This window comes from Advenella incenata, assembly GCF_004217095.1.
Classification (GTDB): domain Bacteria; phylum Pseudomonadota; class Gammaproteobacteria; order Burkholderiales; family Burkholderiaceae_B; genus Advenella; species Advenella incenata.
The window spans coordinates 1043621-1064714 of sequence record NZ_SHKO01000001.1 but is presented as its reverse complement, the minus strand read 5'-3'; the positions used below and the strand labels follow the sequence as shown (position 1 = coordinate 1064714).

Sequence of the window (21094 nt, the reverse complement as noted above, 5' to 3'; positions counted from 1 at the left end):
ATTTACTAACAATTATTTAACTTTAATGTTGTTTAAACACTTCATTTTGGAAGTTTTATACAAAAATGATTAAACAAATTGCTGTGGCGAGCGCGCAGATGTACCCAGCGTCAGGCTGTCTCGCAGCCCGGCCGCATTTGACCAGCACGATATTTCTTGCGGGTTGCAATAGTAGATGTGCCCGAGATATCAGCTCATCGTTTTTCTGTAAGCAGTAGGCGGCATACCGTACTGTTTGCTAAAAGAAGATGTAAATGCAGAAAGAGAAGTAAAGCCGATTTCTTCGGCAATATCTGTAATACTGAGCTGCGTTTCCCTAAGCAGCACTTGAGAATAGTCCAGGCGCAGTCGACTAAGGTAGTCGTATATCGTTTCGTGCATATGCGCCTGGAACACGCGCGCGAGTTTTTTCTTATGTACTCCCAGCTCGCTTGCCAACTGATCCAATGTCGGGGGATCGTTAAGATGCTCGGACAAATACAGTTTTATGCGGTTAATTGTGGCTTCTCTGTTTTCCTTGTGCAGCGGCAAGGTCTGATGTACCTTCTGCCTGGCGTAGGCCAAGTGAATGTTCATCCTTGCCACGACCTCCTCTATCGTGTATTGCCCATAGATAAAATCCGAAGCACCGTGTTGCAACGCATGAAGGCGGGTCTGTAATTCCGATGATTTGCACAGTATGATAATTGGAATATATTTGGTCAATAACGAACTGCGCAGGATATCAAACAACTCAAAACGGTTGCGGCTTTCAGTCATGTTAAAGTCAAGCACGATCAGATTGGGGCATTGTGTCGCAGCGCATTCGTATCCTTTAACGTTATTTTGCGCAGTACTCAAATGAAATCCCAGAGCTTCCAGACTATCGCATAACGTGGACAATGAACTCTGACAAACGCTGACGATAAGGATGTGCTGGCTATTGGAGTTAATATAATTATTTGTTCTTTCACACCATATTGATTTATATGTCTGGTTCATTTTTTTGCCTCACCACAGCTTATTAATTATTCTAATGAATACTAAATGTTACTAAACAAAACATTTTGCAGTAACAGAGCAGATCATATCTGCCCGCAAGAACACTGTTTTATCAAAAGAGACATAAGTTTCATCTTAAGTTTAATTTTCCCTGTTTAGTTGTAATTTTTAAAAAAAAGAATTATTTAGTTACATAGGGTGTTGCTATTTTCATAAAATCCGGCAAAAAAGCACATTGCGCAACGACTTTTCGCATGAGCCGCCCTCTTTGTGTCCCTAAAAAAATGAATAGCCCCACCGGGGGGACAGAACTCCCTCCAAAAGCACATCTTTGTAACAGCGACATTATTCCACCAAGAATACAGGCCTTTTCTCCTGGAAAAAGGCGCTTTGCAAAATATATATAATGAAACAACATGGCATTACAAGAGCAGATCACTCCAGCCGTTATGCCTGGGCACTGGCAGCCAGTCAAACAGGATGCCGCTTGAATTTACTTCTTGCTATTACCCTCATATCCAGCATTGTCAGGAGACCGAGATGGCCAGAAAAATGCAGCCCCTCAGAAAAGCCGTTATTGATCGCATGGTCATGGACGAGCACACATGCCCCTATGGCCTGAAAGCCAAAGCCCTGTTGCGGCGCTCCGGTTACGACGTGGAAGATCATTGGCTGACTTCGCACGAAGAGACAGAGGCTTTCAAGGAACAACACGCAGTACCGACTACACCGCAGATTTTCATTGACAAACGACAATTGAAATGCGCCTGCGTTGGCGGGTCAAGCATCGTACCGCTGGGCTTCATCTCGCTGACCGAAAACCCTATGATGATTGCAATGGCGATCTGGATGGCTATTGTTGCTTGGGGAAACGGCGGGCACTACGGCTTAACTCCGATTCGGCAAGACGTGCAGCACACAAATGCAGAGAACAAGACCACGTTGCGCAGCACAGTTCACTGCCAAGGCTCGTGCCTTGCACGATGGCCATTGGTGATCATTTTTATGCACAGCTAGCGTAGCTAGCCTAGCCTTGTTTGCACGCCCTGACCGCACATGCAATACCAGCGCGGTCAGGGCATCTAAATGCCAATAAAGGAAACCGGGTTACTGCCCTGCCATACCGGATCGGCGTGCGCGGGATTTTCGCACAAGCAGCTCAAGCAGCAGCAAGACAACGGTAACGGCAATCAGAAAGGTACTGATGGCCGCAATAACTGGCTCCATATTCATCAACAGACTGTTCCAGATCCGAACCGGCATTGTTTCGCTTTCCAGGCCTGATAGGAAAAGCGACACGATAAGTTCATCAAATGAAGTCAGGAAACTGAAAAAAAGAGATGACAAAATGCCCGGGACGGCCAACGGGATCACGATATGCATAAACGTATAGCGTTTACTGGCGCCAAATACTTCTGCGGCACGTTCAATTGATATATCGATATTTTGCAGGGAACTGATCAGTATGAGCAGTACCACAGGAATAGCAAGCATGGCATGACAAATGGCAATCCATAACTTGGAGCCAACCAGTTCCAGCGGTACTGATGCAAAATACAAGGCGACCGCAGTAATGATGGTTGGGATAATAAGAGGCAGCAGGCAAAAGGAGATCAATAATTTCTTGTTGCCATAATCGCCTCGCACCAGCGAATAGGCGCCCAGAAAACCCAAGGTGGTGGCAATCAGGCTAGCCAGGATCGCAATAATGAAACTGGATAGCAGCGAACTCATCCATTCAGAACTGGAAAAGAACTCACCGTACCAGCTGAGGGAAAACGCCTGTGGCGGAAAGGTCATATAGCTGCTCTGCCCAAAGGACATGATGACAACGATAAGGATCGGTGCAATCAATATCATGCAAAGCAGGAACGAAATAAAGTTAACAATTCTTATAGGGTTGCGCATCATAAATTCCTATTTCCCCAACATTCTGTCCAGGTCTGTGTACCTGCAATACAGCGTGTAAACGATGAGCGTAATGAGCAGCAGAAACAGCGATAGAGCTGAAGCCAATGGCCAATTGACCGAAACCTCGATATTGCGCTGAATGAGCATGGCCAGCATGGTGTCATTAGGCCCCCCCATAAGTGCAGGCGTTACAAAGAAGCCAATAGCCAAGATGTAAACGATAAGAAAGCCGGAAATGATGCCCGGCATGCTTAGGGGAAAAAATATGCGACGAAAGATGTAGAAATTGGAGGCCCCCATACCGCGCCCGGCGTGCAACAACCACAGGTCGATACCTTTCATTGCGGAAAACAGCGTAAGCACAAAATAAGGCAGTAAGACATAGGTCATGCCGATGGTCACTCCGGTCATGTTGTACATCAGGCCCAGCGGCTTGTTTATCAATCCAGTGTGCATCAGAAAGGAATTGACCACCCCATTGGTTCCCAGGATGATCATCCACGAATAAGTCCGCACGATGATAGAGGTGAAGTAAGGCACGATGACGCAGATAATGATCAGCGTAAATTTGAACGATCCTGCCCGGGTCATTGTATAGGCTATCGGATATGCACATACCAGAGAGAGTAATGTCACGACCAGCGATAGCCAAACGGTTTTCCAGGCAACCGCCAGAAAAAGCTTAGAAGTGAATGTCTGATACAGCATGAACAGGAAGTTGCCCTCGTAATCAAGCGCAGATTTGATAAAGAACCAGCCAATGGGCAGGACAAAGAAGATCAACAGGAATGCCAGCACCGGATACAACAGCATCTTGTTATTGAACGCCAGCTTGTTGTCGGACGCACTGTGGCCGCCAGGCAGGACGGATACGTTATTCATAACGGATAATCCTTATGTCGTCCCGGTTACGCCAGCCCAGGCGGACGGCATGACCGATGTCAAAAACCTGCATGTCCGCAGCATTGGTCATATCGGCATAAACCTTGATCTGATCATTGATCTTTATCTGATACCTGACAATATGCCCCAGGAACGAGACATGGACGACTTCTCCGGACAGGCCTGGCTTTTCACCTGGCTCTTTTCCTGTGCCATCTGCCAGGGTCACACGTTCGGGGCGAATGAACAGACAATCGCCGCTTTGCATATTCATCTGTTGGCGACTGAGTTCATCCAGATCATCAAAAGCCAGCAGATTCGCTTCTCCCAGAAACCCTGCTGCAAATACGTTACATGGAGACTCGTACACTTGCCTGGGTTCGCCCAACTGTTCGATCCGCCCGTTGTTCATGATCGCGATGCGGTCCGACATATTCATTGCTTCTTCCTGATCATGCGTGACAAATACAACTGTCATATTCAGCCGGCTTTGCAGTTCCTTGATTTCCATCTGCATTTGATAACGCAGATTTTTGTCGAGCGCCCCCAGTGGCTCATCCATCAACACCACCTCCGGGTGAAACACAATCGCACGCGCCAGCGCCACCCGCTGCTGCTGGCCGCCGGACAGGGCCTTTGGCAACCGTTGCTCAAAACCGGACAGTCGCACCATCTCGATCGCCCACCTGGCGCGCTCGACGCACTCTTTTGTAGCAATCTTGCGCACCTTGAGCGGAAACATGACGTTGTCCAATACACTCATATGGGGAAATAGTGCGTAATTCTGAAAGACCATCCCAAGATTGCGCTGTTGCGGACTAAGTGTGCTGATATCCCGACCGTCGAGCAATATCTGCCCTGAGTCGGGCAAAACAAAGCCAGCCAACATCATCAGGGTGGTCGTCTTGCCGGAACCACTAGGGCCCAACAGTGAAAAAAACTCTCCGGGAGCGACCTCCAGGCTGATATCGTTGACCACACGCTGCGCGCCAAAAGCCTTGCTGATTTGGCGAAACTGGATATGTCCTTTCTGGTTCATGTATTTAGCACCCAATTTGCCCACTCCTTGCCGACATCGGCACGATTCTTTGCCCACCAAGCCGCATCAATCAGAAATCCGTGCTCGCGCGTACGATCTCCACCCGGAATTTTCTCCCGGGTTGCAGCAGTCAATGCCTCGTAACCTGCTTTGGTCACGGGACCACTATTCCACAATGCGCTGAATTGACTCTGGATTTCAGGGCGCAGGCAATAGTCAATCAACTGCTGGGCTTGCTCCTGATTTTTTGACTTCTTCAAAATAGCGTACGCCTGCACTCGTACACCATGCTGGTTCCAATTGATGGCCAGCGGCGCCTTGTTCTCGATACCCTTGAGGATACGAGTGCTCCACACCGGACTGATATCGGCGTCTCCGGTACTGAGCAATTGAACCGAGAGTGCGCCGGATGTCCAGAACTTGGCCACGCCCGGCTTGATTCGACTTAATGCCTTGAAGGCGCGTGGTATATCCAGCGGATAGAGTTTGTTCATTGGAACCCCGTCGGCGAGCAAGGCAAATTCCAGATTGGGGCCGCCGGTATCTATATCGGCCAGGGCGCGAGCGCCAGGAATGCGTTTGTAATCCCAAAAGTCAGCCCAAGTCTTCGGAACCGAGGCCTGGTTGAATTTCCCGGTGTTGTAACCCATGACATCGCCGTAGACGAAATTGCCTACATAGTTGGAATGGCGATACTCGGGCAGGATATCGTCTGGATCGGTGAACTTAAAACGCTTGTAATCCAGCGCGGCCAGTTCATTTTCCCATTGCAACAGCACGCTATCGTCGTTATCGATAATGTCGATCTCAATATTGCCGGAGCGGATCATGGCTTCCAGCTTGCCGGTAGTGGTGGCTACAGGAATAACCCGGATCCCTGTCTCCTTGGTAAAGGGCTCATATATCAACTTCTTGCGAATATCGTCATATGCGCCACCGGGTGAACGGATGACCACGCGATCTTGCGCTGCCTGTACGTTCTTTATCCAGACTGCAGGCGCGACCAAGGTAGCGCCCGCCATTTTCAATACAGTGCGACGGCTGAATGCGTCATTGCTTTTATCGTCTTTGTTTTTCATGTTTGTCTCCCAAAAAGAGCTGCTAAAAACGATCGAGCCCATATGGCGTAATATCCACGTCATTGGGTGTGTTGGTTATCAGATTGGCCAGAATCTGGGCCGATTTGGGCGCCCCGGTGATGCCGGTATGTCCGTGACCGAATCCCAGGTACAGTTCCGGCAATTTATCGACCGTCCCCAGGATGGGCAGGCTGTCCGGCGTCGACGGACGAAAACCAAGCCAGAAGTCCTTCTTTTTCTCCAGTTCAAGATCCGGAAAAAGCATTTTTGCCTGCTGCATAAGCACTTTTTCCCTGGCCATATCCGGTGCGGCATCCAGCCCGGCAATTTCCACAAATCCCGCAACACGCAAATTGTCGACCATGGGTGTGACTCCAAACGCCCGTTCCTTGTGCAGAACCGGAATAGACAACTGCAGCGCATCGGGTTGGAAGCAAACGTGGTAGCCACGTTCGGTTTCCAGTGGAACGGCAACATGCAAACCACTAAGCACTCTTTTGGCCCAGGCTCCCGCACAGACGACCAGCCGAGAAGTACTCAGGTCCTGTGCCGCCAGAATGATGCGATATTGTCCCGAAGCGTCATCCCGACTGATGCCATTGACTTTCTGACGAATGAACTGTCCGCCATTTTTCAGAAATAGCTGGAACAAACTTTGTACCAACTGGTACGGATTGCTGGCATGGCCATTTTTTTCGTACAACTCGCCGCGTTTGACCTTACGGGATATATGAGGCAATAAATCCTGTATTTCCTGCGCATTGAGCATTCTGGGCGTCACGCCATTGTCCGCACGTATCTGACGTCCCAACGCGTCGTTATCCTGTTCGCTTTCCCAGATATGAAGCTGTCCGGTCATGTGAAAAGCCTGCGCGAACTCTTTCGGTCCCAGCAATTGCAAATAGAGCTGGTCCGCATCCCGATGCAGGACACGCAAGGCGCTCGACAAGCGTCGCACACCGGATTCACTAAACCCTGCCTTGAGCCATTTGAGCAACCACGGTGCTGCCGTGGACAAATAGGCCGGTCGCACGCTCAAGGGTCCTTCCCTGTCGCTCAGCCATTTGGGAATTTTTTTGATCATTCCAGGCATGGCTATCGGCATGCAGCTATCGACGCTAAGCAGACCTGCGTTGCCATAGGAGGTCCCGGTTCCCGGCTCGCGCTCATCAATCAACCGGACTGGTATTCCACGTTGTTGCAGCGTCACGGCGGTGCAGATGCCGACAATGCCCGCACCAATGATGGTCACTTGGTTCATGCGGCAACCTGTTTTCGCATGGCCTGGACCACGATTTCAATCAGGCAGTTGGGACCAAGCAATTGCTTGACGACAACTGTAGCCCGGTTCGGATAGGGAGCAGTCGGAAAATAGTGCTTGTATACTTCATTCATGCCGGCAGCATCATCCTGATTTACCAGGTAGATAGTCATTTGCGCTACATGCCGCATGTCCGAACCGGCGCACTCGAGCACGTGAGCCAGTTGCGAAAAAACCCGATCGGCCTGATGCCAAATATCCCCGTCTCCGCTAGGTCCAAAGGTATCCGGATCACGCGGCACTTGTACCGTATAGACCATCATGCCCGCCAGCACGGCATTGCTGATGGGAGTATCCGGGTGATTGACAATACTGCTTTTGACGGTTTCGATCATCTTATTTTCCTTGATTGGGCTGCAACTGCCGCTTTAGCTTTTGCAGGTTGAGATTGACGGCGACTGTCCGAAAGGGTTCTGGAGGAATGAAGCCAGGACGACAGTGAAGCTGGCTTTCCTGCAGCAGGGGCGAGTCAAGATCACAGGCCATGTCGGCCAACAGGCTGCCAAGTGCTGTCATCTTCAATATGCCCGACGCATTACAACCGGATACCCCGTAGAGACGCCGCCCTAATTGCCCGAAAACGGCATCACCGTTACGCGTAAGACTGACGGCTCCGCCCCAGGCGTGCTCAAACATATCGACCGGCGCATCGGGATAGCGTGCCCGCAATTTCGCCTGCAATATTTGCCTTACCTGATCGGGAGCCAACTCTGATTTGTAAGAAAACCCGGCACGCAGCAGCAGACGATTGTCCGCTGTCTTGCGGCTGGTCGCCTCAAGCTGCTCCACCGGGGTGACTCCCCATTGCTCTTGATTACCCAGCAATGTGCGATACTGCTCGCCCAGCGGCCTTGATAGTCCGGCATAGGTATACATGGCAAGTTGCCGGTATTTCGCATGGCCGAAGGCCGCAAGCATGGTATTGACGGCCAAAAAAACCGTATCGGCGCAGATCTGGTTCGTGCCTGCCTTTACGACATGGGGATTGTTGCCAGTAATGCCGGATACCGGGCAGCCGAAATAGCTCTGTACATTCTTGGGCAGACTGCCGACCAAACCATGGATGAGCTCCGCCGGCTGAACCAGCGAACACTGGCTTATCCAGATTGCGTCCAGATAGTGGGTAGTTCCAAGTTCATTTCGGATGTCGTCGGTAGACAACCTGCGGGACGCGATCCGGTTAACGGCGAGGGTCTGGCGCAACTGCTGTAACTGCGCAACGCCAAATGCTGTCGTTGCCGCCTTGTAGTGTCCAACCGTATGCCAGTCGCAATCGATCGCATGATGGGTTATCGTCTGCTCCAGCAATTGCTGGCCCATTGACATGATTCGGGTTTGCCACTGGCTTTGGGCAGTGCTGGCGCTGGTGCGGATTTTGGCAAACGGCAGGTTAATCATAAAGCCGGAGTTACGCCCGGAGCTATTCTGGGCCGGCTCAAGCGCATCAATGAGTGCAATGGATTCATCAGGATAGCGGCTCGCAAGGCGCCGGGCGATAGCCAATCCTGCGAAACCGGCCCCAACCACCAGGAACCGGACCTTAAGATCGCGTTGCAAACGTGCGCCGACAACACGATTGCGTGCCACCGCATTCCAGCCACTGGGCGTGTTGTAGCCACCGTTATTGATCACTGGCCTGTCTCCAATTTTCTGTTTGCCACAGAATTATTTGGTGCTGAAAATCGGAACAAAACATTCCGCTTACCGCATCATTTAGACAATATACCAGTTGCTCCTGATTCTATATAATGAATAATTCGGAGGACGGTGATGAATAAAATTCATAATGAACTTTAAACAATTGAACCATATTGTGGTGCTGTCAGAGACACTGAATTTCAGCAAGGCGGCCGAACGCGTGTTTCTGAGCCAATCGGCCCTGAGTAAAAGCATTCAGGCCATCGAACAACAAATCGGGATTGCGATTTTCGATCGAAGCAAGAATTCCGTGCTTGTAACCCCAGCCGGCAAGTTCGTGGTCGACCACGCCAGACACCTGCTGGCGGAGATCCGCAACTTTCACAAGAATCTGGACTATCTAAAAACGGGAGAATACGGGACCATCAAGGTGGGATCGGGCCCTTTCCCCGCCAAATGTTTCCTGCACACTGCCATAAGGCAATTGCAAGCGAATTATCCGAGAATTTCCCTGGATATCCGCATAGACAACTGGACTAACCTGCTGGTGCAATTGAAAGAAGGGGCGATCGATTATTTCATTGCCGATATCCGCAATCTTGAGGATGATCCATTCCTGAAAGTTACCCCCATTGGCGGCCTGACAGTCGCTCTGTTTTGCGATGCCAATCATCCACTGATCCGGCTCGACCGGTCAAGACCAATAGCGCCAGTAGAAATCCTGGATTACACCTTTGCGTCAGTCAGCCTGCCCACCCTGGTTTTTTCCGAGCTCAAGCACAGTCTTGGCCTGGACCACAACGACCTGTTCTCGGTCAATTTCAAATGTGATGATATTTCGCTGATCAATCGCCTGGTCCCGGACTCGGACATTATTTTTGTAAGCAGCAACCTGATGATGGAACAGGCGCTGCAAGAGGGACATGCTGTCCGCCTGAACATCCCCATGACACGCAACCGGTTCGGCGAATGGGCGCTGGTTCAGATCAAGGACCAGAAACTGGTTCCCTGTGCGGAAATTTTTGCAAGAATGCTGATTGATATCGTGCGCGATGGCAGCCTGCAGGACGATGATAAATATGGACTGGCGGGCAACGGGCCATTGAATTTCATAGCCAACAGCGCGCGCGCTGTTGGCAACGGCACTGGCTCTGTCGAACGATAAGCAGGTTCGCCAATTGCGTAAGCAACAAGAGCCAGCGCCGTATCAAGCGCCTGCGAATCCGAGTATTTCGCTTACCTGACAAGAGCTGATTGCGCAAGGCAGCGCGATCCGGGCCCACATAAATATACTTGCAAAAAAGATAACGCATTAGCCTTGCATATATGTGTACGGCTCTATTCACACCCTGCCCCCTGACGATAAGATAATGCACAACACGCAAAATAGAGATAATATGCCGTCTCATCTATTTTTATAACAAGGACTATTTCTTATGCAACTTATGAATCCGGCCAGCATTATCGGCATTGCTATTGGCGCGTCATTATTTACCCTATTCTCAAAGAAAAACAAAGATAAGACAAAGTTGCACAGGTTCGGTCTTTTTATTGCCAGTTTTTTTGGTGTTCTGGTTGTCCTGCTGGCCGTTAACTTTGGTATCTATTATTTTCAGCGGTATTGAGTATAAGAAGCCCAAGGGCATTAGTCGGCTGGCTCGTCAGCAGATTTCAATATGAAGCACACCTGTCTCGCATCACAGACAGGCACCCCGATCTCTCGTATAGGACGCTAACGTCGCCTCGTAAAGCAGCAAGGCGGCCAAGTAATGCCCGGTTCCTCAATCGGCCAGCGCCAGAAAAGCATGAATCAGCTTTTCCCTTACATTGGAACGCAACCACATGATGCCCAAATTGCGGGTGGGCACCGGCCCCGGCAACCGATGCCGGATCAGGCCAGGATCGTATTGATTGCCATAACTCCAGTCGGGTACGACAGATACCCCAAGATCGGCTTTGACCAGATCGGAAATATAGTCCAGCCCATCCAGTTCCAGCCAGGGCTCAGGATAGACCCCATGCAATTTCAGGTAATCGTCGGCCATCTTGCCAGCGACAACACGTCTGTCATAGCGGATGAATGGATATTTTCTTAAAATTGAAAACGGGTCCTGTCCCTGCAACCGGGCCGGTGCAAGCAGGATCAGCGGCTCTTTCCTGAGCTGCTTCCACAAGACTGTTTTTGGCACCTCGAATAAGGGGTGTACCAGGATGGCCGCATCCAGCTCCCCTTGCAACAAGCGCTGGTAAAGCACGGTGGATGCTGCCGGCTCTATCAGAATCTTGGTACCTTCATATTTGCCAAGCCATTTTCTGAGCATCCCGGGAAGCATGCCCTTGACGACCGAGGGCGTGGCGCCAAGCGTCAGCGGTCCGGCCGGCAACTCGGTATTGCTGGCCAGCGAACTAAAGTTTTTTACTTCAGCCAGCACCAGCTTGGCCTGGCGCAATGCCTTGCTGCCCGCCTCGGTTGGCATCATTGTGCGGCCCACACGCTTGATTAGCGCTGTGCCAACGTCAGCTTCCAACGCCCTGAGCCTGAGCGATACGGCGGTGGGCGTCAAATCCAGCTGCCTGGCCGCCGCAGCCACGGACCCCAGCTCGACGACCTGCACGAAGCTTTCCAGAAATCGGGTGTCCACATCTGTCCTTTCAGTTGTAATAAACGCCAACCCGATCCAGGTGAGTCGGGGTCTCAAAAACTAGTTTTTGTTATTTCTGAACCCAGCAAAACAATATTGTTCTGATGTTACGAACTTCCAATAATAGCATTATGTGTTCACTTCATTTCACTCGTCATCAACAGTAAAAAGGATCCTATGCCAATTATCGAATCGATACAGGTATGCGCGCCGGTCGTGCCGCTTGACAAAGTCACCTCGTTTTCCAACCGCACAGTGAGCGCGCGCCATTACGGCCTGGTCAAAGTGACCTCGACCGACGGGGTAACGGGCATTGGATTTTGCTACGTAGGCAGCGCCGGCGGCCCGCTTTTTACACAGGCGGTAAGCCAATTGCTGGCGCCAGTATTGATCGGGCAGGACTCCTATGCAGTGGAGGGGCTGTGGCAGACAATGTACCAGGAATCGTTGTTGCAAGGCCGGTCCGGCACCGTGATGCGTGCGCTCAGCGCGCTCGATATTGCGCTGTGGGATCTTAATGCGAAAACCCATCAGCTGCCCCTGCATAAGTTCCTTGGCGCTGTCGCCCTGGAGCGGGTGCCGGCATACGCCAGCGGTGGCTATTACCTGGACGGCAAGACGCCCGGGCATCTGGGTGAAGAAATGGCCAGTTACGTTGCCAAGGGATTCAAGGCGGTGAAAATGAAATCCGGGCGCTTATCGCCCAGAGAAGAAGAACAGCGCCTGAAGGCAGCACGCGAAGCAGTAGGACCAGACGTTGAGCTGATGATGGATATGAATAATGCCTGGTATGACACCACCCAGGCTATGCAGTATGTCAGACGCTTCGAACAATACGACCCTTATTTTATCGAAGAGCCCTTCTTGCCGGACGACCTGGAAAACCACGCCCGTCTGGCTCGCATGACGCATATACCGATAGCCACCGCCGAGATCGGCTACGGCCGTTGGTACCACAAGGCTCTGATGGACCAGGGCGCGGCCTCGATCCTGCAGACCGATGCGGCGGTTTGCGGCGGCATTACGGAATGGCGCAGAATTGCCCAGACCGCGGCCAGTTTTGGCCTGGTCATGTGTCCGCACTGGTTTCATGACCTGCATGCGCCACTGGTGGCCAGCACGCCCAACGCCCGCTACGTAGAGTATTTCTGGGACGACCAGGTGCTTAACTTCCGGCGCCTGGTAGACCGGCAGTTATCGCACAAGGATGGTCATGTCATCCTGCACCAGGAACCTGGCCTGGGCTTCGAGTTCGATGAAAAATACCTGGCCAGTCTGGCTAAATGGGAGTTAATAAAAAAGTAATAAGGAATGAATGGGGAAGCACCACGCAAGTCATCAGGCAGAACTGGCCAGGGAGATCACCAGATAACGAGTCAGAGCAGACAGCAGCATTTTCGCAATATGGCCGTACACGTTCCAAGGAGACAAACGTGAACAAAATTCAATATGCAATTGCAGCAACGACGTTAGTGGTGGCCTCTTTTCCCGGTTTTGCCTGCGCACAGGATGCGTGGCCGAACAAGGCGATTACCTATGTTGTACCGTTCCCGGCAGGCAGCAATACCGATGTCCTGGGCCGCATCATTGCCGACGAACTGGGCAAGCGACTGAAGGTCCCCGTGGTGATCGAGAACAAACCTGGCGCCACCGGCATGATCGGCTCGACCTACGTAGCCAGGGCCAAAGCCGACGGTTATACCATCATGGGCGGCAGCATCGCCTCGCATGCAATCAATGCCGGACTGTTTCCGAATATGCAATATGATCCGGCCGGTGATTTCAAGCCCATTACGATTATCGGTTTCAATGCCAATACGCTGGTGGTCTCCAACAAAAGCCCGTTCACCGACCTCAAGGCGATTATCGCAGCGGCCAGGGACAAGCCGGACACCATCACCTATGCATCGTCGGGAATTGGAACGACACAACATTTGTCCGGCGTTCTTTTCGGCCAGCAAGCTAATGTCAAAGTCGTGCACGTCCCTTATGGCGGCAAGGCAGCACTACCGGACGTGATGGGTGGGCAGGTCAGCATGATGTTCGAAGGGCCGACCGTCATCCCTCATGTACAACAAAAGACAGTCAGAGCCCTGGCGGTCACTTCCTCAACCCGGCTGGCCGGCTTGCCTGATGTGCCAACCATGAAGGAGCTGGGATTGCCCGACTATGAGATGCGTTCATGGCAAGCCATTTTCGCCCCCAAAGGCACGCCTGACCCCATCGTAGAAAAACTGTACTCGCAGATCAAAGCCATTCTGAACACCCCGCAGATTCGCAAAAAACTTGATACCATGGGTGTTGAGCCGTCAGGCATGCCACCCGCCGAATTTGCTGATTTTCAAAAGCAGGAAATAGAAAAATGGCGCGCCGTCATAAAAAGCGCGAATATCAAGATTCAATGACCGCACGCCCCCCGTGTCCTGTCAGACCCGGGTTTTACAACCACACCCCCAACAGGAGACATGATGTCCGATCGAATTAAAGGTGTACTCTCCCCCGTCGTTACCCCATTTGCCGAAGACGCAACGGTTGATCTTGCAAGATTTACCGAACAATGCAAATGGCTGCAAGCCAATCAGATCGGCCTGGCCTTTCTGGGCACTAACTCGGAAGCAAATTCGATTTCACCCGATGAACGCATCGCCATGATTGACGCGGTCATTGACGCCGGGCTGGATCCCAAAGGGATGATGCCTGGCACCGGCAGCTGCGATCTGCCAACAACCGTGCGCCTGACCCGACACGCTGTCGAGAACGGTTGCGCCGGCGTGCTGATGCTACCGCCGTTCTATTATAAAGGGGTATCTGACGAAGGCCTGTACCGTTACTTCTCTGAGGTTATCGAGCAGGTTGGCAATGAGCAGCTTAGAGTCTACCTATATCATATCCCGCCGGTTGCGCAGGTGGGCATCAGCCTGCCCCTGATCGAGCGGCTGCTGAAATCGTATCCTTCCGTTGTGGCCGGCGTCAAAGACTCCTCCGGAGACTGGAATAATACCCAGGCCATGCTGACGCATTTCGCGCCAGAGGGCTTTGACGTCTTTGCCGGCAGCGAAACCTTTCTGCTGCAGACGCTGCGCGGCGGTGGCGCCGGGTGCATCAGTGCCACTGCCAATGTGAATGCGCCAGCCATTCATGCCTTGTACAACAGTTGGCAAGGCCCCGATGCCGACAACCAGCAAAGGGATCTTGATAAAATCCGCCAGATATTCCAAAGCTATCCGATGATACCTGCGCTCAAATCAGCCATCGCTCATTGGAGTGCACATCCGTCCTGGACCCGTGTACGTCCACCGTTGGTTCAACTGGAGCCGCAGCAGCATCGTAATCTGATTGAGCAACTGCAAGCCGCCGGCTTCAGCATATCAGGCCTGGAAACATGATAGGCACCTGACACAATTAGAAGTCAACCTGCGTCAGAGGCACCAAGATACAGACAGGCTGGTCGAGGCCCATCAAGGCTGTCGTTGATTCCTCTGGGCAGGGCTTTCGGCGAGCAAAGTGGCGCGTGCCCTGGTCGCGCTGTTGGTAAACAGGCGCGGACCAGGTGGCGATCATCAACTGACTTCAGCGACCGAGGCACGAGGCGGGGTCTGCTCGTGAAAGCCTTTGGTCAGTTCCAGCGCCTGTCGTTCGAACAACCGCCGATACAAGCCGCCTTCGAGCCGGATCAGGGCTTCATGCCTGCCCTCTTCAATGACCGTACCCTTTTCCAGCACCAGCAATCGATCCAGCGTGCGAACCGTGGACAACCGGTGGGCAATGACAAGCGTGGTACGGCCAACCATCAGGCGTTCCATCGCCCGTTGAATGAGCACTTCGCTTTCACTATCCAGGCTGGCCGTTGCCTCATCCAGGATCAGGATCGGACAATCGGCAAGAAAAGCGCGTGCAATGGCAATACGCTGACGTTCGCCACCGGACAATTTGACCCCTCTTTCTCCGACCAGCGTTGCATACCCTTTGGGCAAGGTGGTAATAAAGTCATGGGCACTGGCCAGCCTTGCAGCCATCTCAATCTCGGCTTGGCTGGCATCGGGTCTCGCATAAGCAATGTTTTCCGCCAGCGATCGATGAAACAGGATGGGCTCCTGCTGCACAATGGCGATCTGATTGCGCAATGATGCCTGCGTCGCGTGCGCAATGTCCTGCCCGTCAATGCAAATACGCCCCTGATTCAGGTCGTACAGCCGCTGAATCAGTTTCACGAAGGTTGATTTCCCCGAACCCGACTGGCCTACCAGGCCGACCCGTTCGCCTGCGGCGATCGTCATCGAGAAGTTGGCAAACAACGGCGTTACGTGATCGCCATAGCGAAACGAAACGTTCTCGAAGCGGATCTGGCCGTCCCGGATAACGATCGGAACCGACTGTGCACTGTCGTCCACACCAATAGCCTGCGCCTCAAGCGCGACCAGCTCTTCCATGTCGTTAACTGCTCGTTGCAAATTGCGAATGTGCATGCCCACGTCACGCAAGTACCCTTGCAACATGAAAAACATCGTGAGTGCAAATGCAATATCGCCGACACTGGCCTCATTCCTTCCCCAGAGAAACAATGCCACGCCGAGAATCGCCGTCTGCAGGACAACCAGCATGAAGCCTTGCACGCCGCCATTGATCGTGCCGCGTATCCAGGTACGGCGCGTGCGATGCCGCCATTTGTCGATGACACGAATAAGTCGTGCTTCCTCCCTGTGCTCGGCGCCAAATGCCTTGACAACTGAATTGCAACTGATCGCATCGGCCAGCGCCCCGCCCATCCTGGTATCCCAGGTATTGGCCAGACTGGCGGCTGGCGCCACATAGGCCAGCGACAGGAAAATGGTCACACCGATATAGATGACCGAACCGAGCCCGACCACCAGACCCATAATGGGCCATTGGATACTCAGCAGAAAGGTTGAGCCCACCAGCATGGCGATAGAAGGCAATAGCGCTACCAGCAAGGTGTCGTTCAACATATCAATCGCCCACATGCCACGAGTAACTTTTCTGACGGTAGATCCGGCAAAGCTGTTGGCATGCCAATCCGTGGAAAAACGCTGCACACGGTGAAAGGCGTCAGAGGCAATTTCACTCATCATTTTCAGAGTGAGTGCGATGATATTCAGGAACGTCAGTTCCCGACACAGGGTTCCGCTCAGACCCAACGCAGTCAGCACCCAGAACGCCAACATAGCGGCATCCCAGGCAATGGTGGCGTTTTGCGCATTTGAGGCGACCGCGTCGATCAGCCGCCCCGCATACAATGGTGTGAGTACATCGGCCACGGCAGACAGCAGCACCAGGCCCGCTATCAGCAAGATACGCAAGGGCTGCTTGCGCCAATGAGAAAGAGTAAAAGACAACACGCTTCGAAAAGCGTGACCACGAAAATCAAGTTTTTTCTGAATCATTGATGACACCCCGGACGCCTTGTGGGCCTCCGGCATTCCATAAGTGAGAATATTGACGACGACAGGCAATCGCTCCGAAAACATCGGAGTGCAGAATGCTGCGCTTTAAATTTGAGGCTGCGTCTTGGAGATGAGCGCCGACCTAAATGAGAAGCAACTTAATGTTGCAGATCCCAGAGCGGGAAAAAGTTATGTGCTGCTGCCATCGACTGACTCCCTTTAGGTGGTATTTGAAAAATAGAAATGGCCAATTTTTTATATCGGTCTGCGGATATTAGCTGAGTAATTGTTGCCTGACAACCCCTGCGCCAGGGTTGGCGTTGTCTGCGCGCAACGGACCAACCCGATCGGGTTTGGAAGATCACCTGCCTAGAGTCCATTCCAATTCAAAAGACGCGGCGTCATCAGCGTCAATAGAGTACATATTCCAAGGACTGTGTTGTCGGCAAACAGGCGGTCATCAGCGCACATGATAATAGGTTTTTCATTGACTCGAGCTCCCATGAGTGAACATCGTTTTTGTAATGGCACACTATCGATTCAAGGAGGGAAATGATCATTAAACGATAGCGTGGCGTGTAACTCCAATTGGCCAAACTCGAAAATAAGTCGGAATAAATCAGCAGTCGGGCAACACTACGAATAATTATTGGCGTTGCCGCGTTGGTAAATTGTTTTCACCTACTAGCGCTATCTCCGTTGCGGAGCGCAATCGCTTCAATTTCGATCAGCGCCCCAAAGTGAAGCGCCGGAACAGGAACCACTGTCCTGGCTGGCTTGAATTCCCCGACATATGTTGCATAAACTTTATTAAACAATGGCCAGTTATCGACGTCTGTAATATAAGCAGTAATTTTGAGTACGTGACGCCAATCGCATTGCGCGGCCTGCAGTGCAGTAGCAACATTCTTTATCGCTAATTCAGTTTGTTCTGCGAATCCGAGATATGTACACGGCTCGCCTGACTCGTTGATAGGCAGCTGTCCTGAAATAAAAACCAATCCGTCCGCGACCACTGTGTGAGAGTAATGCCCGCCAGGCATCGACATTCCCTCAATGACAGAATCTCGATGAATTAACTTAATTTTTGACATGGACTGACCCTTCCCATCCACTGAACCTTGCCCATTGCGCTTCGATCTCAGGCCCCCCGGCAACTACTTTATAGCTCTCATGTTGAGCAGCCGTAGAACATGCATGATTTGGAAGGAGTCGAAGCTGCGTTCCGACCGGCAGCATGGGGGTCTTCTTAGGATCCTGACGATGCATTATTATCCCATGTTCTTGATTTGCTTCGCACATGACCAAATCATTCATTACCACTCCATCCAGATTGCAAACCAAACCATAACCTTGATCGACCCGTTGCTTTGCGGTTCCCCTATCTCTAGACATTGCCATCCATCCTGCATCGGTTATCATCCAGCCTTTTTCTTTCTGGTGTCCGATAACAGTGCACAGTACCGATAAAGCAATATCCGTCACATTACAAACACCTAAACCTGCCATGACCAGATCGAAAAAGACAAAGACGCCTGCGCGAACTTCAGTCACACCCTCCAGCGAGCTCGCAAAATGTGCCGTGGGCGTGCTGCCGACGCTAACAATTGGCGCATCGAAACCCACCGCCCGCAGTCGCTGTGCGGCGTTGACGGCCCCCTTTCTCTCCAGTTCGGCCAGCGCCACAATCGAAAGCGTATCTTTACAGTTGTAAGAATCTCCGGCATGCGTCATGACGCCTGCCAACCAGGCACCAGAATCATCTTTGGAACGACAAAAAAAACCGGCGACATCCAGCAACGCATCCGAATCCGGGAGAATGCCGGACCGATGTCCGTCTGTATCGACCTCCAAAAGAACGGGCAAAGACAACTTCCTGTCACTGCAAAACTGCGCAAGTGCTGAAGCTGTTTCCCGATTATCCAGAATGACAGTCATTTTCGCACCACGGTCCACCAAGTTGGCCACATGCGCGAACTTGTTGGCGGCGATACCCACGGCATAAAGGATGTCGTTCCAGCCATGCTCCAGAAAATACTCCGCTTCTTTTAAAGTGGAAACAGTCACCGGCCCACCACTCTGTGTCATGTAACGTGCGACATCGGCAGATTTGCAGGTTTTCAGGTGAGGGCGAAACAAAACATTAAAAGGTTTCAGATGCTCACGCAGTCGCTTGATATTGTTTTCCATCTTGATCCGATCAAGCACGAGCACCGGAGTTTCCAGTTCATTTAGCTGCATTTTTATATCCAGGAAATTAGTTAATTTGAATTTTTTCAAGCACCGACTTCAGGCGTCGAAGCTCGCTCCCGACTAGCTTCGACAGATTTTCGAACGCATGGCGCGCATAATAAACAATAGTGCAAAGCGTCGTTTTAATCGCACCATGTCTGCTTAAGACGCTTATAGCTATTTTTGCAATCCTTTATTGTTTGCAAGCTGACACAGCGGTGCCAGACTATCCGATTCCAACATTGCCGGCGGCGCCCCGTCGGGGCGATCCAGACCTACCCTGTTGTGCCAAAAGGTATCAATACCAACTGCTTCAGTACCAAATAGATCAAACCCTGAACCAGCAACAAATAGGGTATTGGAGGGTCGGGCGCCCAGCTCGTCCAGTGCCATCTGATATGGCTTTGGATTGGGTTTATAAAACCCAGCCCGCTCTGAAGTCACGACCACATCGATTGTCACTGGAAGCCTTTGTACCGCGAGATGACCAAGGCGTTCCGAACAGTTTGTAACCACCCCTAAACGATGCGTGCGTTTTAGTTCCAGCAACGTTTCATCAACACCACTCCAGGGCTGAAGGTTACTCCAGCTGTCATCCAGTCGTTGAGCTACCCTCGTACCCAACCCAACCTCTTGCGCCGCCTCCAGTACTAACGTTTCATATGGACGATACGCGCCGCATGCGTAAGTTCTTCGCAGGTAGGCAGCACGCCATGCGCGTCCAGCCGACTCGCTGCCCGCCGCTGTGTTCCACAGGCTCCAGGAGTCTAGAAGAGCGGTCAATAAGTCAAATAGAACAAAGTCATACTGCCGATTCATAACCATTCCTTCAATTGGCTGAGTGAGCTCTCAGTATAAAAATAATTAAACAACAATAGGTTAATCAAATATAATTACTTTATTAACCTGTGAGTGAATAATATGAAAATTGAGATTGCTGATCTGAAATTCATTTTGCAGTTAAAGCGCATTGGTAGTCTGGCGGGATTGGCCCGGGAAGAGAATGTCACTCCTCCTGCCATCACCAAACGACTTCACCAGCTTGAATCACGCATAGGTGCACGATTAGTCATGAGAACCACGCGACGTTTTCATTTGACTCATGAGGGTCATCTTCTAGCACAGAGAGCGACGGTTGTATTAAATGAAATGCGCTCAATTGAAGAGGCGCTAGGCGAGAGAACACAAGCCATTGCAGGAAAGCTGAAAGTCCACGGACCTTTCGGATTTGGACGTAAATATCTGGCTCCACTGATGGCGAAGTTCCATTCAAACCACCCGAAAATCGAAGCCCAACTTGTACTTTCAGACAATTTGATATTGCCGAGTCACAATGCTCAAGACAGCGATGCTTTCGATATTTCAATAAGCATTGGCAATATTCCAGATTCGCGTTGGGTAGCACATCCTATTGCGAACAATAAGCGCATATTGTGTGCTTCACCAACTTATCTCGCTTGCTCACCCCAGTTGAACATCCCAAGTGATCTAATTGAGCACGCATGCCTGGTGTTAAGAGAGAACGCAGAAGATGTCACGCTCTGGCACTTTGCAAGAACAGGATCAAAAAAGTATGAACATATACGGGTGAACGCCATGATGGAGAGCAACGATGGCGATGTGATCCGTCAATGGTGCGAAGCCGGAAAAGGAATTATGGTACGTTCAGAGTGGGATGTTGCGCCGAGCATATCAGACGGAACGCTAATAGAACTGCTTCCTCAATTTCGCTTACCCGACGCTAATATTGTGGCACTGGTTCCGCAATCACGGGTCACTTCGGCGCGAGTAAAGCTGTTCATCGAATTTTTGCGAACAACATTTCATCCTAGACCTCCCTGGGTATCGTAAGGCGTCTTGCTGATAGCACAGTGGTTTGGTATATCTTCGCACTCCGAAAGATTGTTATTGGCCTGGCAGAGTAAGTGCGTTGAAGAATTTGCTAAAGGAAATGGACCAATGAGCTG

At 51.4% G+C, this 21094-nt stretch carries 20 protein-coding genes; 7 read left to right on the top strand and 13 right to left on the bottom strand.

Translation table 11 applies throughout. The annotated features are described in order from the left end of the window. Positions 1 to 189: 189 nt before the first annotated feature. Positions 190 to 981, bottom strand: coding sequence for a helix-turn-helix domain-containing protein (locus EV681_RS04815; RefSeq protein WP_130303413.1), 792 nt, complete (start codon positions 979 to 981; stop codon positions 190 to 192). Between the two features lie 540 nt (positions 982 to 1521). Between EV681_RS04815 and EV681_RS22895 the strand changes: the two genes are divergently transcribed. Then, the gene (locus EV681_RS22895) at positions 1522 to 1998 is read left to right on the top strand and encodes a glutaredoxin (RefSeq protein WP_130303412.1); all 477 of its coding nucleotides are present in this window, start codon (positions 1522 to 1524) and stop codon (positions 1996 to 1998) included. 90 nt (positions 1999 to 2088) lie between these two features. On the opposite strand, the gene EV681_RS04805 is transcribed toward EV681_RS22895, so the two are convergent. The 7 genes from EV681_RS04805 to EV681_RS04775 are packed head-to-tail and all read right to left on the bottom strand — an operon-like array spanning position 2089 to position 8845. Then, positions 2089 to 2889, bottom strand: a complete 801-nt coding sequence (locus tag EV681_RS04805; protein WP_165392942.1) for an ABC transporter permease — start codon at positions 2887 to 2889, stop codon at positions 2089 to 2091. 9 nt (positions 2890 to 2898) lie between these two features. Continuing rightward, entirely contained in the window at positions 2899 to 3774 is an 876-nt protein-coding gene (locus tag EV681_RS04800; RefSeq protein ID WP_130303410.1) for an ABC transporter permease, read from the bottom strand. Continuing rightward, complete coding sequence (locus EV681_RS04795) at positions 3767 to 4813, bottom strand: ABC transporter ATP-binding protein (RefSeq protein ID WP_130303409.1); 1047 nt, start codon at positions 4811 to 4813, stop codon at positions 3767 to 3769. Before EV681_RS04795 ends, EV681_RS04800 begins: the two co-directional genes overlap by 8 nt. Then, a complete protein-coding gene (locus tag EV681_RS04790) occupies positions 4810 to 5892 on the bottom strand; it encodes an ABC transporter substrate-binding protein (RefSeq protein ID WP_165392941.1) in 1083 nt (360 codons plus the stop codon). The genes EV681_RS04795 and EV681_RS04790 overlap by 4 nt, the downstream gene beginning before the upstream one ends. Positions 5893 to 5914: 22 nt before the next feature. Then, positions 5915 to 7153, bottom strand: coding sequence for an NAD(P)/FAD-dependent oxidoreductase (locus EV681_RS04785; protein ID WP_130303407.1), 1239 nt, complete (start codon positions 7151 to 7153; stop codon positions 5915 to 5917). Continuing rightward, positions 7150 to 7548 carry a RidA family protein gene (locus tag EV681_RS04780; protein ID WP_130303406.1) on the bottom strand — a complete coding sequence of 133 codons (399 nt, stop codon included), beginning with the start codon at positions 7546 to 7548 and terminating at the stop codon, positions 7150 to 7152. Before EV681_RS04780 ends, EV681_RS04785 begins: the two co-directional genes overlap by 4 nt. Before the next feature lies 1 nt (position 7549). Beyond that, the gene (locus EV681_RS04775; RefSeq protein ID WP_165392940.1) at positions 7550 to 8845 is read right to left on the bottom strand and encodes an NAD(P)/FAD-dependent oxidoreductase; all 1296 of its coding nucleotides are present in this window, start codon (positions 8843 to 8845) and stop codon (positions 7550 to 7552) included. Between the two features lie 154 nt (positions 8846 to 8999). Here EV681_RS04775 and EV681_RS04770 point away from each other — a divergent pair, with 154 nt between their 5' ends. Both EV681_RS04770 and EV681_RS04765 read left to right on the top strand, forming a co-directional pair. Next, positions 9000 to 10016 (top strand): LysR family transcriptional regulator, encoded by a 1017-nt coding sequence (locus tag EV681_RS04770; RefSeq protein ID WP_130303404.1) that lies wholly within the window; start codon positions 9000 to 9002, stop codon positions 10014 to 10016. 271 nt (positions 10017 to 10287) lie between these two features. Continuing rightward, on the top strand, positions 10288 to 10476 hold the full coding sequence (locus EV681_RS04765) for a hypothetical protein (RefSeq protein ID WP_128395621.1): 189 nt from the start codon (positions 10288 to 10290) through the stop codon (positions 10474 to 10476). A 156-nt stretch (positions 10477 to 10632) separates the two neighbouring features. Here the strand turns inward: EV681_RS04765 and EV681_RS04760 are convergent, their stop codons facing one another. Continuing rightward, positions 10633 to 11493: a LysR family transcriptional regulator gene (locus EV681_RS04760; RefSeq protein WP_130303403.1), complete on the bottom strand. Its 861-nt coding sequence runs from the start codon at positions 11491 to 11493 to the stop codon at positions 10633 to 10635. A 177-nt stretch (positions 11494 to 11670) separates the two neighbouring features. Here EV681_RS04760 and EV681_RS04755 point away from each other — a divergent pair, with 177 nt between their 5' ends. The 3 genes from EV681_RS04755 to EV681_RS04745 all read left to right on the top strand — a co-directional run bounded on the left by EV681_RS04755 (position 11671) and on the right by EV681_RS04745 (position 14879). Continuing rightward, the gene (locus EV681_RS04755) at positions 11671 to 12798 is read left to right on the top strand and encodes a mandelate racemase/muconate lactonizing enzyme family protein (RefSeq protein ID WP_128395619.1); all 1128 of its coding nucleotides are present in this window, start codon (positions 11671 to 11673) and stop codon (positions 12796 to 12798) included. A gap of 128 nt (positions 12799 to 12926) precedes the next feature. Beyond that, positions 12927 to 13898: a Bug family tripartite tricarboxylate transporter substrate binding protein gene (locus EV681_RS04750; RefSeq protein ID WP_130303402.1), complete on the top strand. Its 972-nt coding sequence runs from the start codon at positions 12927 to 12929 to the stop codon at positions 13896 to 13898. Positions 13899 to 13961: 63 nt separating this feature from the next. Continuing rightward, the gene (locus EV681_RS04745) at positions 13962 to 14879 is read left to right on the top strand and encodes a dihydrodipicolinate synthase family protein (RefSeq protein WP_128395617.1); all 918 of its coding nucleotides are present in this window, start codon (positions 13962 to 13964) and stop codon (positions 14877 to 14879) included. A 174-nt stretch (positions 14880 to 15053) separates the two neighbouring features. Here the strand turns inward: EV681_RS04745 and EV681_RS04740 are convergent, their stop codons facing one another. The 4 genes from EV681_RS04740 to EV681_RS04725 form a co-directional block, all read right to left on the bottom strand. Then, on the bottom strand, positions 15054 to 16895 hold the full coding sequence (locus EV681_RS04740) for an ABC transporter ATP-binding protein (RefSeq protein ID WP_128395616.1): 1842 nt from the start codon (positions 16893 to 16895) through the stop codon (positions 15054 to 15056). Positions 16896 to 17572: 677 nt separating this feature from the next. Beyond that, on the bottom strand, positions 17573 to 17989 hold the full coding sequence (locus EV681_RS04735) for a RidA family protein (RefSeq protein WP_130303401.1): 417 nt from the start codon (positions 17987 to 17989) through the stop codon (positions 17573 to 17575). Continuing rightward, a complete protein-coding gene (locus tag EV681_RS04730; RefSeq protein ID WP_130304021.1) occupies positions 17976 to 19136 on the bottom strand; it encodes an alanine racemase in 1161 nt (386 codons plus the stop codon). Before EV681_RS04730 ends, EV681_RS04735 begins: the two co-directional genes overlap by 14 nt. A 168-nt stretch (positions 19137 to 19304) precedes the next feature. Then, complete coding sequence (locus EV681_RS04725) at positions 19305 to 19946, bottom strand: HAD family hydrolase (protein WP_130303400.1); 642 nt, start codon at positions 19944 to 19946, stop codon at positions 19305 to 19307. A 102-nt stretch (positions 19947 to 20048) separates the two neighbouring features. Here EV681_RS04725 and EV681_RS04720 point away from each other — a divergent pair, with 102 nt between their 5' ends. Next, on the top strand, positions 20049 to 20978 hold the full coding sequence (locus EV681_RS04720) for a LysR substrate-binding domain-containing protein (protein WP_130303399.1): 930 nt from the start codon (positions 20049 to 20051) through the stop codon (positions 20976 to 20978). The last annotated feature ends 116 nt before the right edge of the window (positions 20979 to 21094 follow it).

What these genes read in the sequence shown, in the direction of transcription:
- EV681_RS04815 (WP_130303413.1), bottom strand. Translation starts at nt 981, where the DNA reads ATGAACCAGACATATAAATCAATATGGTGTGAAAGAACAAATAATTAT.
- EV681_RS22895 (WP_130303412.1), top strand. Translation starts at nt 1,522, where the DNA reads ATGGCCAGAAAAATGCAGCCCCTCAGAAAAGCCGTTATTGATCGCATG.
- EV681_RS04805 (WP_165392942.1), bottom strand. Translation starts at nt 2,889, where the DNA reads ATGCGCAACCCTATAAGAATTGTTAACTTTATTTCGTTCCTGCTTTGC.
- EV681_RS04800 (WP_130303410.1), bottom strand. Translation starts at nt 3,774, where the DNA reads ATGAATAACGTATCCGTCCTGCCTGGCGGCCACAGTGCGTCCGACAAC.
- EV681_RS04795 (WP_130303409.1), bottom strand. Translation starts at nt 4,813, where the DNA reads ATGAACCAGAAAGGACATATCCAGTTTCGCCAAATCAGCAAGGCTTTT.
- EV681_RS04790 (WP_165392941.1), bottom strand. Translation starts at nt 5,892, where the DNA reads ATGAAAAACAAAGACGATAAAAGCAATGACGCATTCAGCCGTCGCACT.
- EV681_RS04785 (WP_130303407.1), bottom strand. Translation starts at nt 7,153, where the DNA reads ATGAACCAAGTGACCATCATTGGTGCGGGCATTGTCGGCATCTGCACC.
- EV681_RS04780 (WP_130303406.1), bottom strand. Translation starts at nt 7,548, where the DNA reads ATGATCGAAACCGTCAAAAGCAGTATTGTCAATCACCCGGATACTCCC.
- EV681_RS04770 (WP_130303404.1), top strand. Translation starts at nt 9,000, where the DNA reads ATGAACTTTAAACAATTGAACCATATTGTGGTGCTGTCAGAGACACTG.
- EV681_RS04765 (WP_128395621.1), top strand. Translation starts at nt 10,288, where the DNA reads ATGCAACTTATGAATCCGGCCAGCATTATCGGCATTGCTATTGGCGCG.
- EV681_RS04755 (WP_128395619.1), top strand. Translation starts at nt 11,671, where the DNA reads ATGCCAATTATCGAATCGATACAGGTATGCGCGCCGGTCGTGCCGCTT.
- EV681_RS04745 (WP_128395617.1), top strand. Translation starts at nt 13,962, where the DNA reads ATGTCCGATCGAATTAAAGGTGTACTCTCCCCCGTCGTTACCCCATTT.
- EV681_RS04740 (WP_128395616.1), bottom strand. Translation starts at nt 16,895, where the DNA reads ATGATTCAGAAAAAACTTGATTTTCGTGGTCACGCTTTTCGAAGCGTG.
- EV681_RS04735 (WP_130303401.1), bottom strand. Translation starts at nt 17,989, where the DNA reads ATGTCAAAAATTAAGTTAATTCATCGAGATTCTGTCATTGAGGGAATG.
- EV681_RS04730 (WP_130304021.1), bottom strand. Translation starts at nt 19,136, where the DNA reads ATGCAGCTAAATGAACTGGAAACTCCGGTGCTCGTGCTTGATCGGATC.
- EV681_RS04725 (WP_130303400.1), bottom strand. Translation starts at nt 19,946, where the DNA reads ATGAATCGGCAGTATGACTTTGTTCTATTTGACTTATTGACCGCTCTT.
- EV681_RS04720 (WP_130303399.1), top strand. Translation starts at nt 20,049, where the DNA reads ATGAAAATTGAGATTGCTGATCTGAAATTCATTTTGCAGTTAAAGCGC.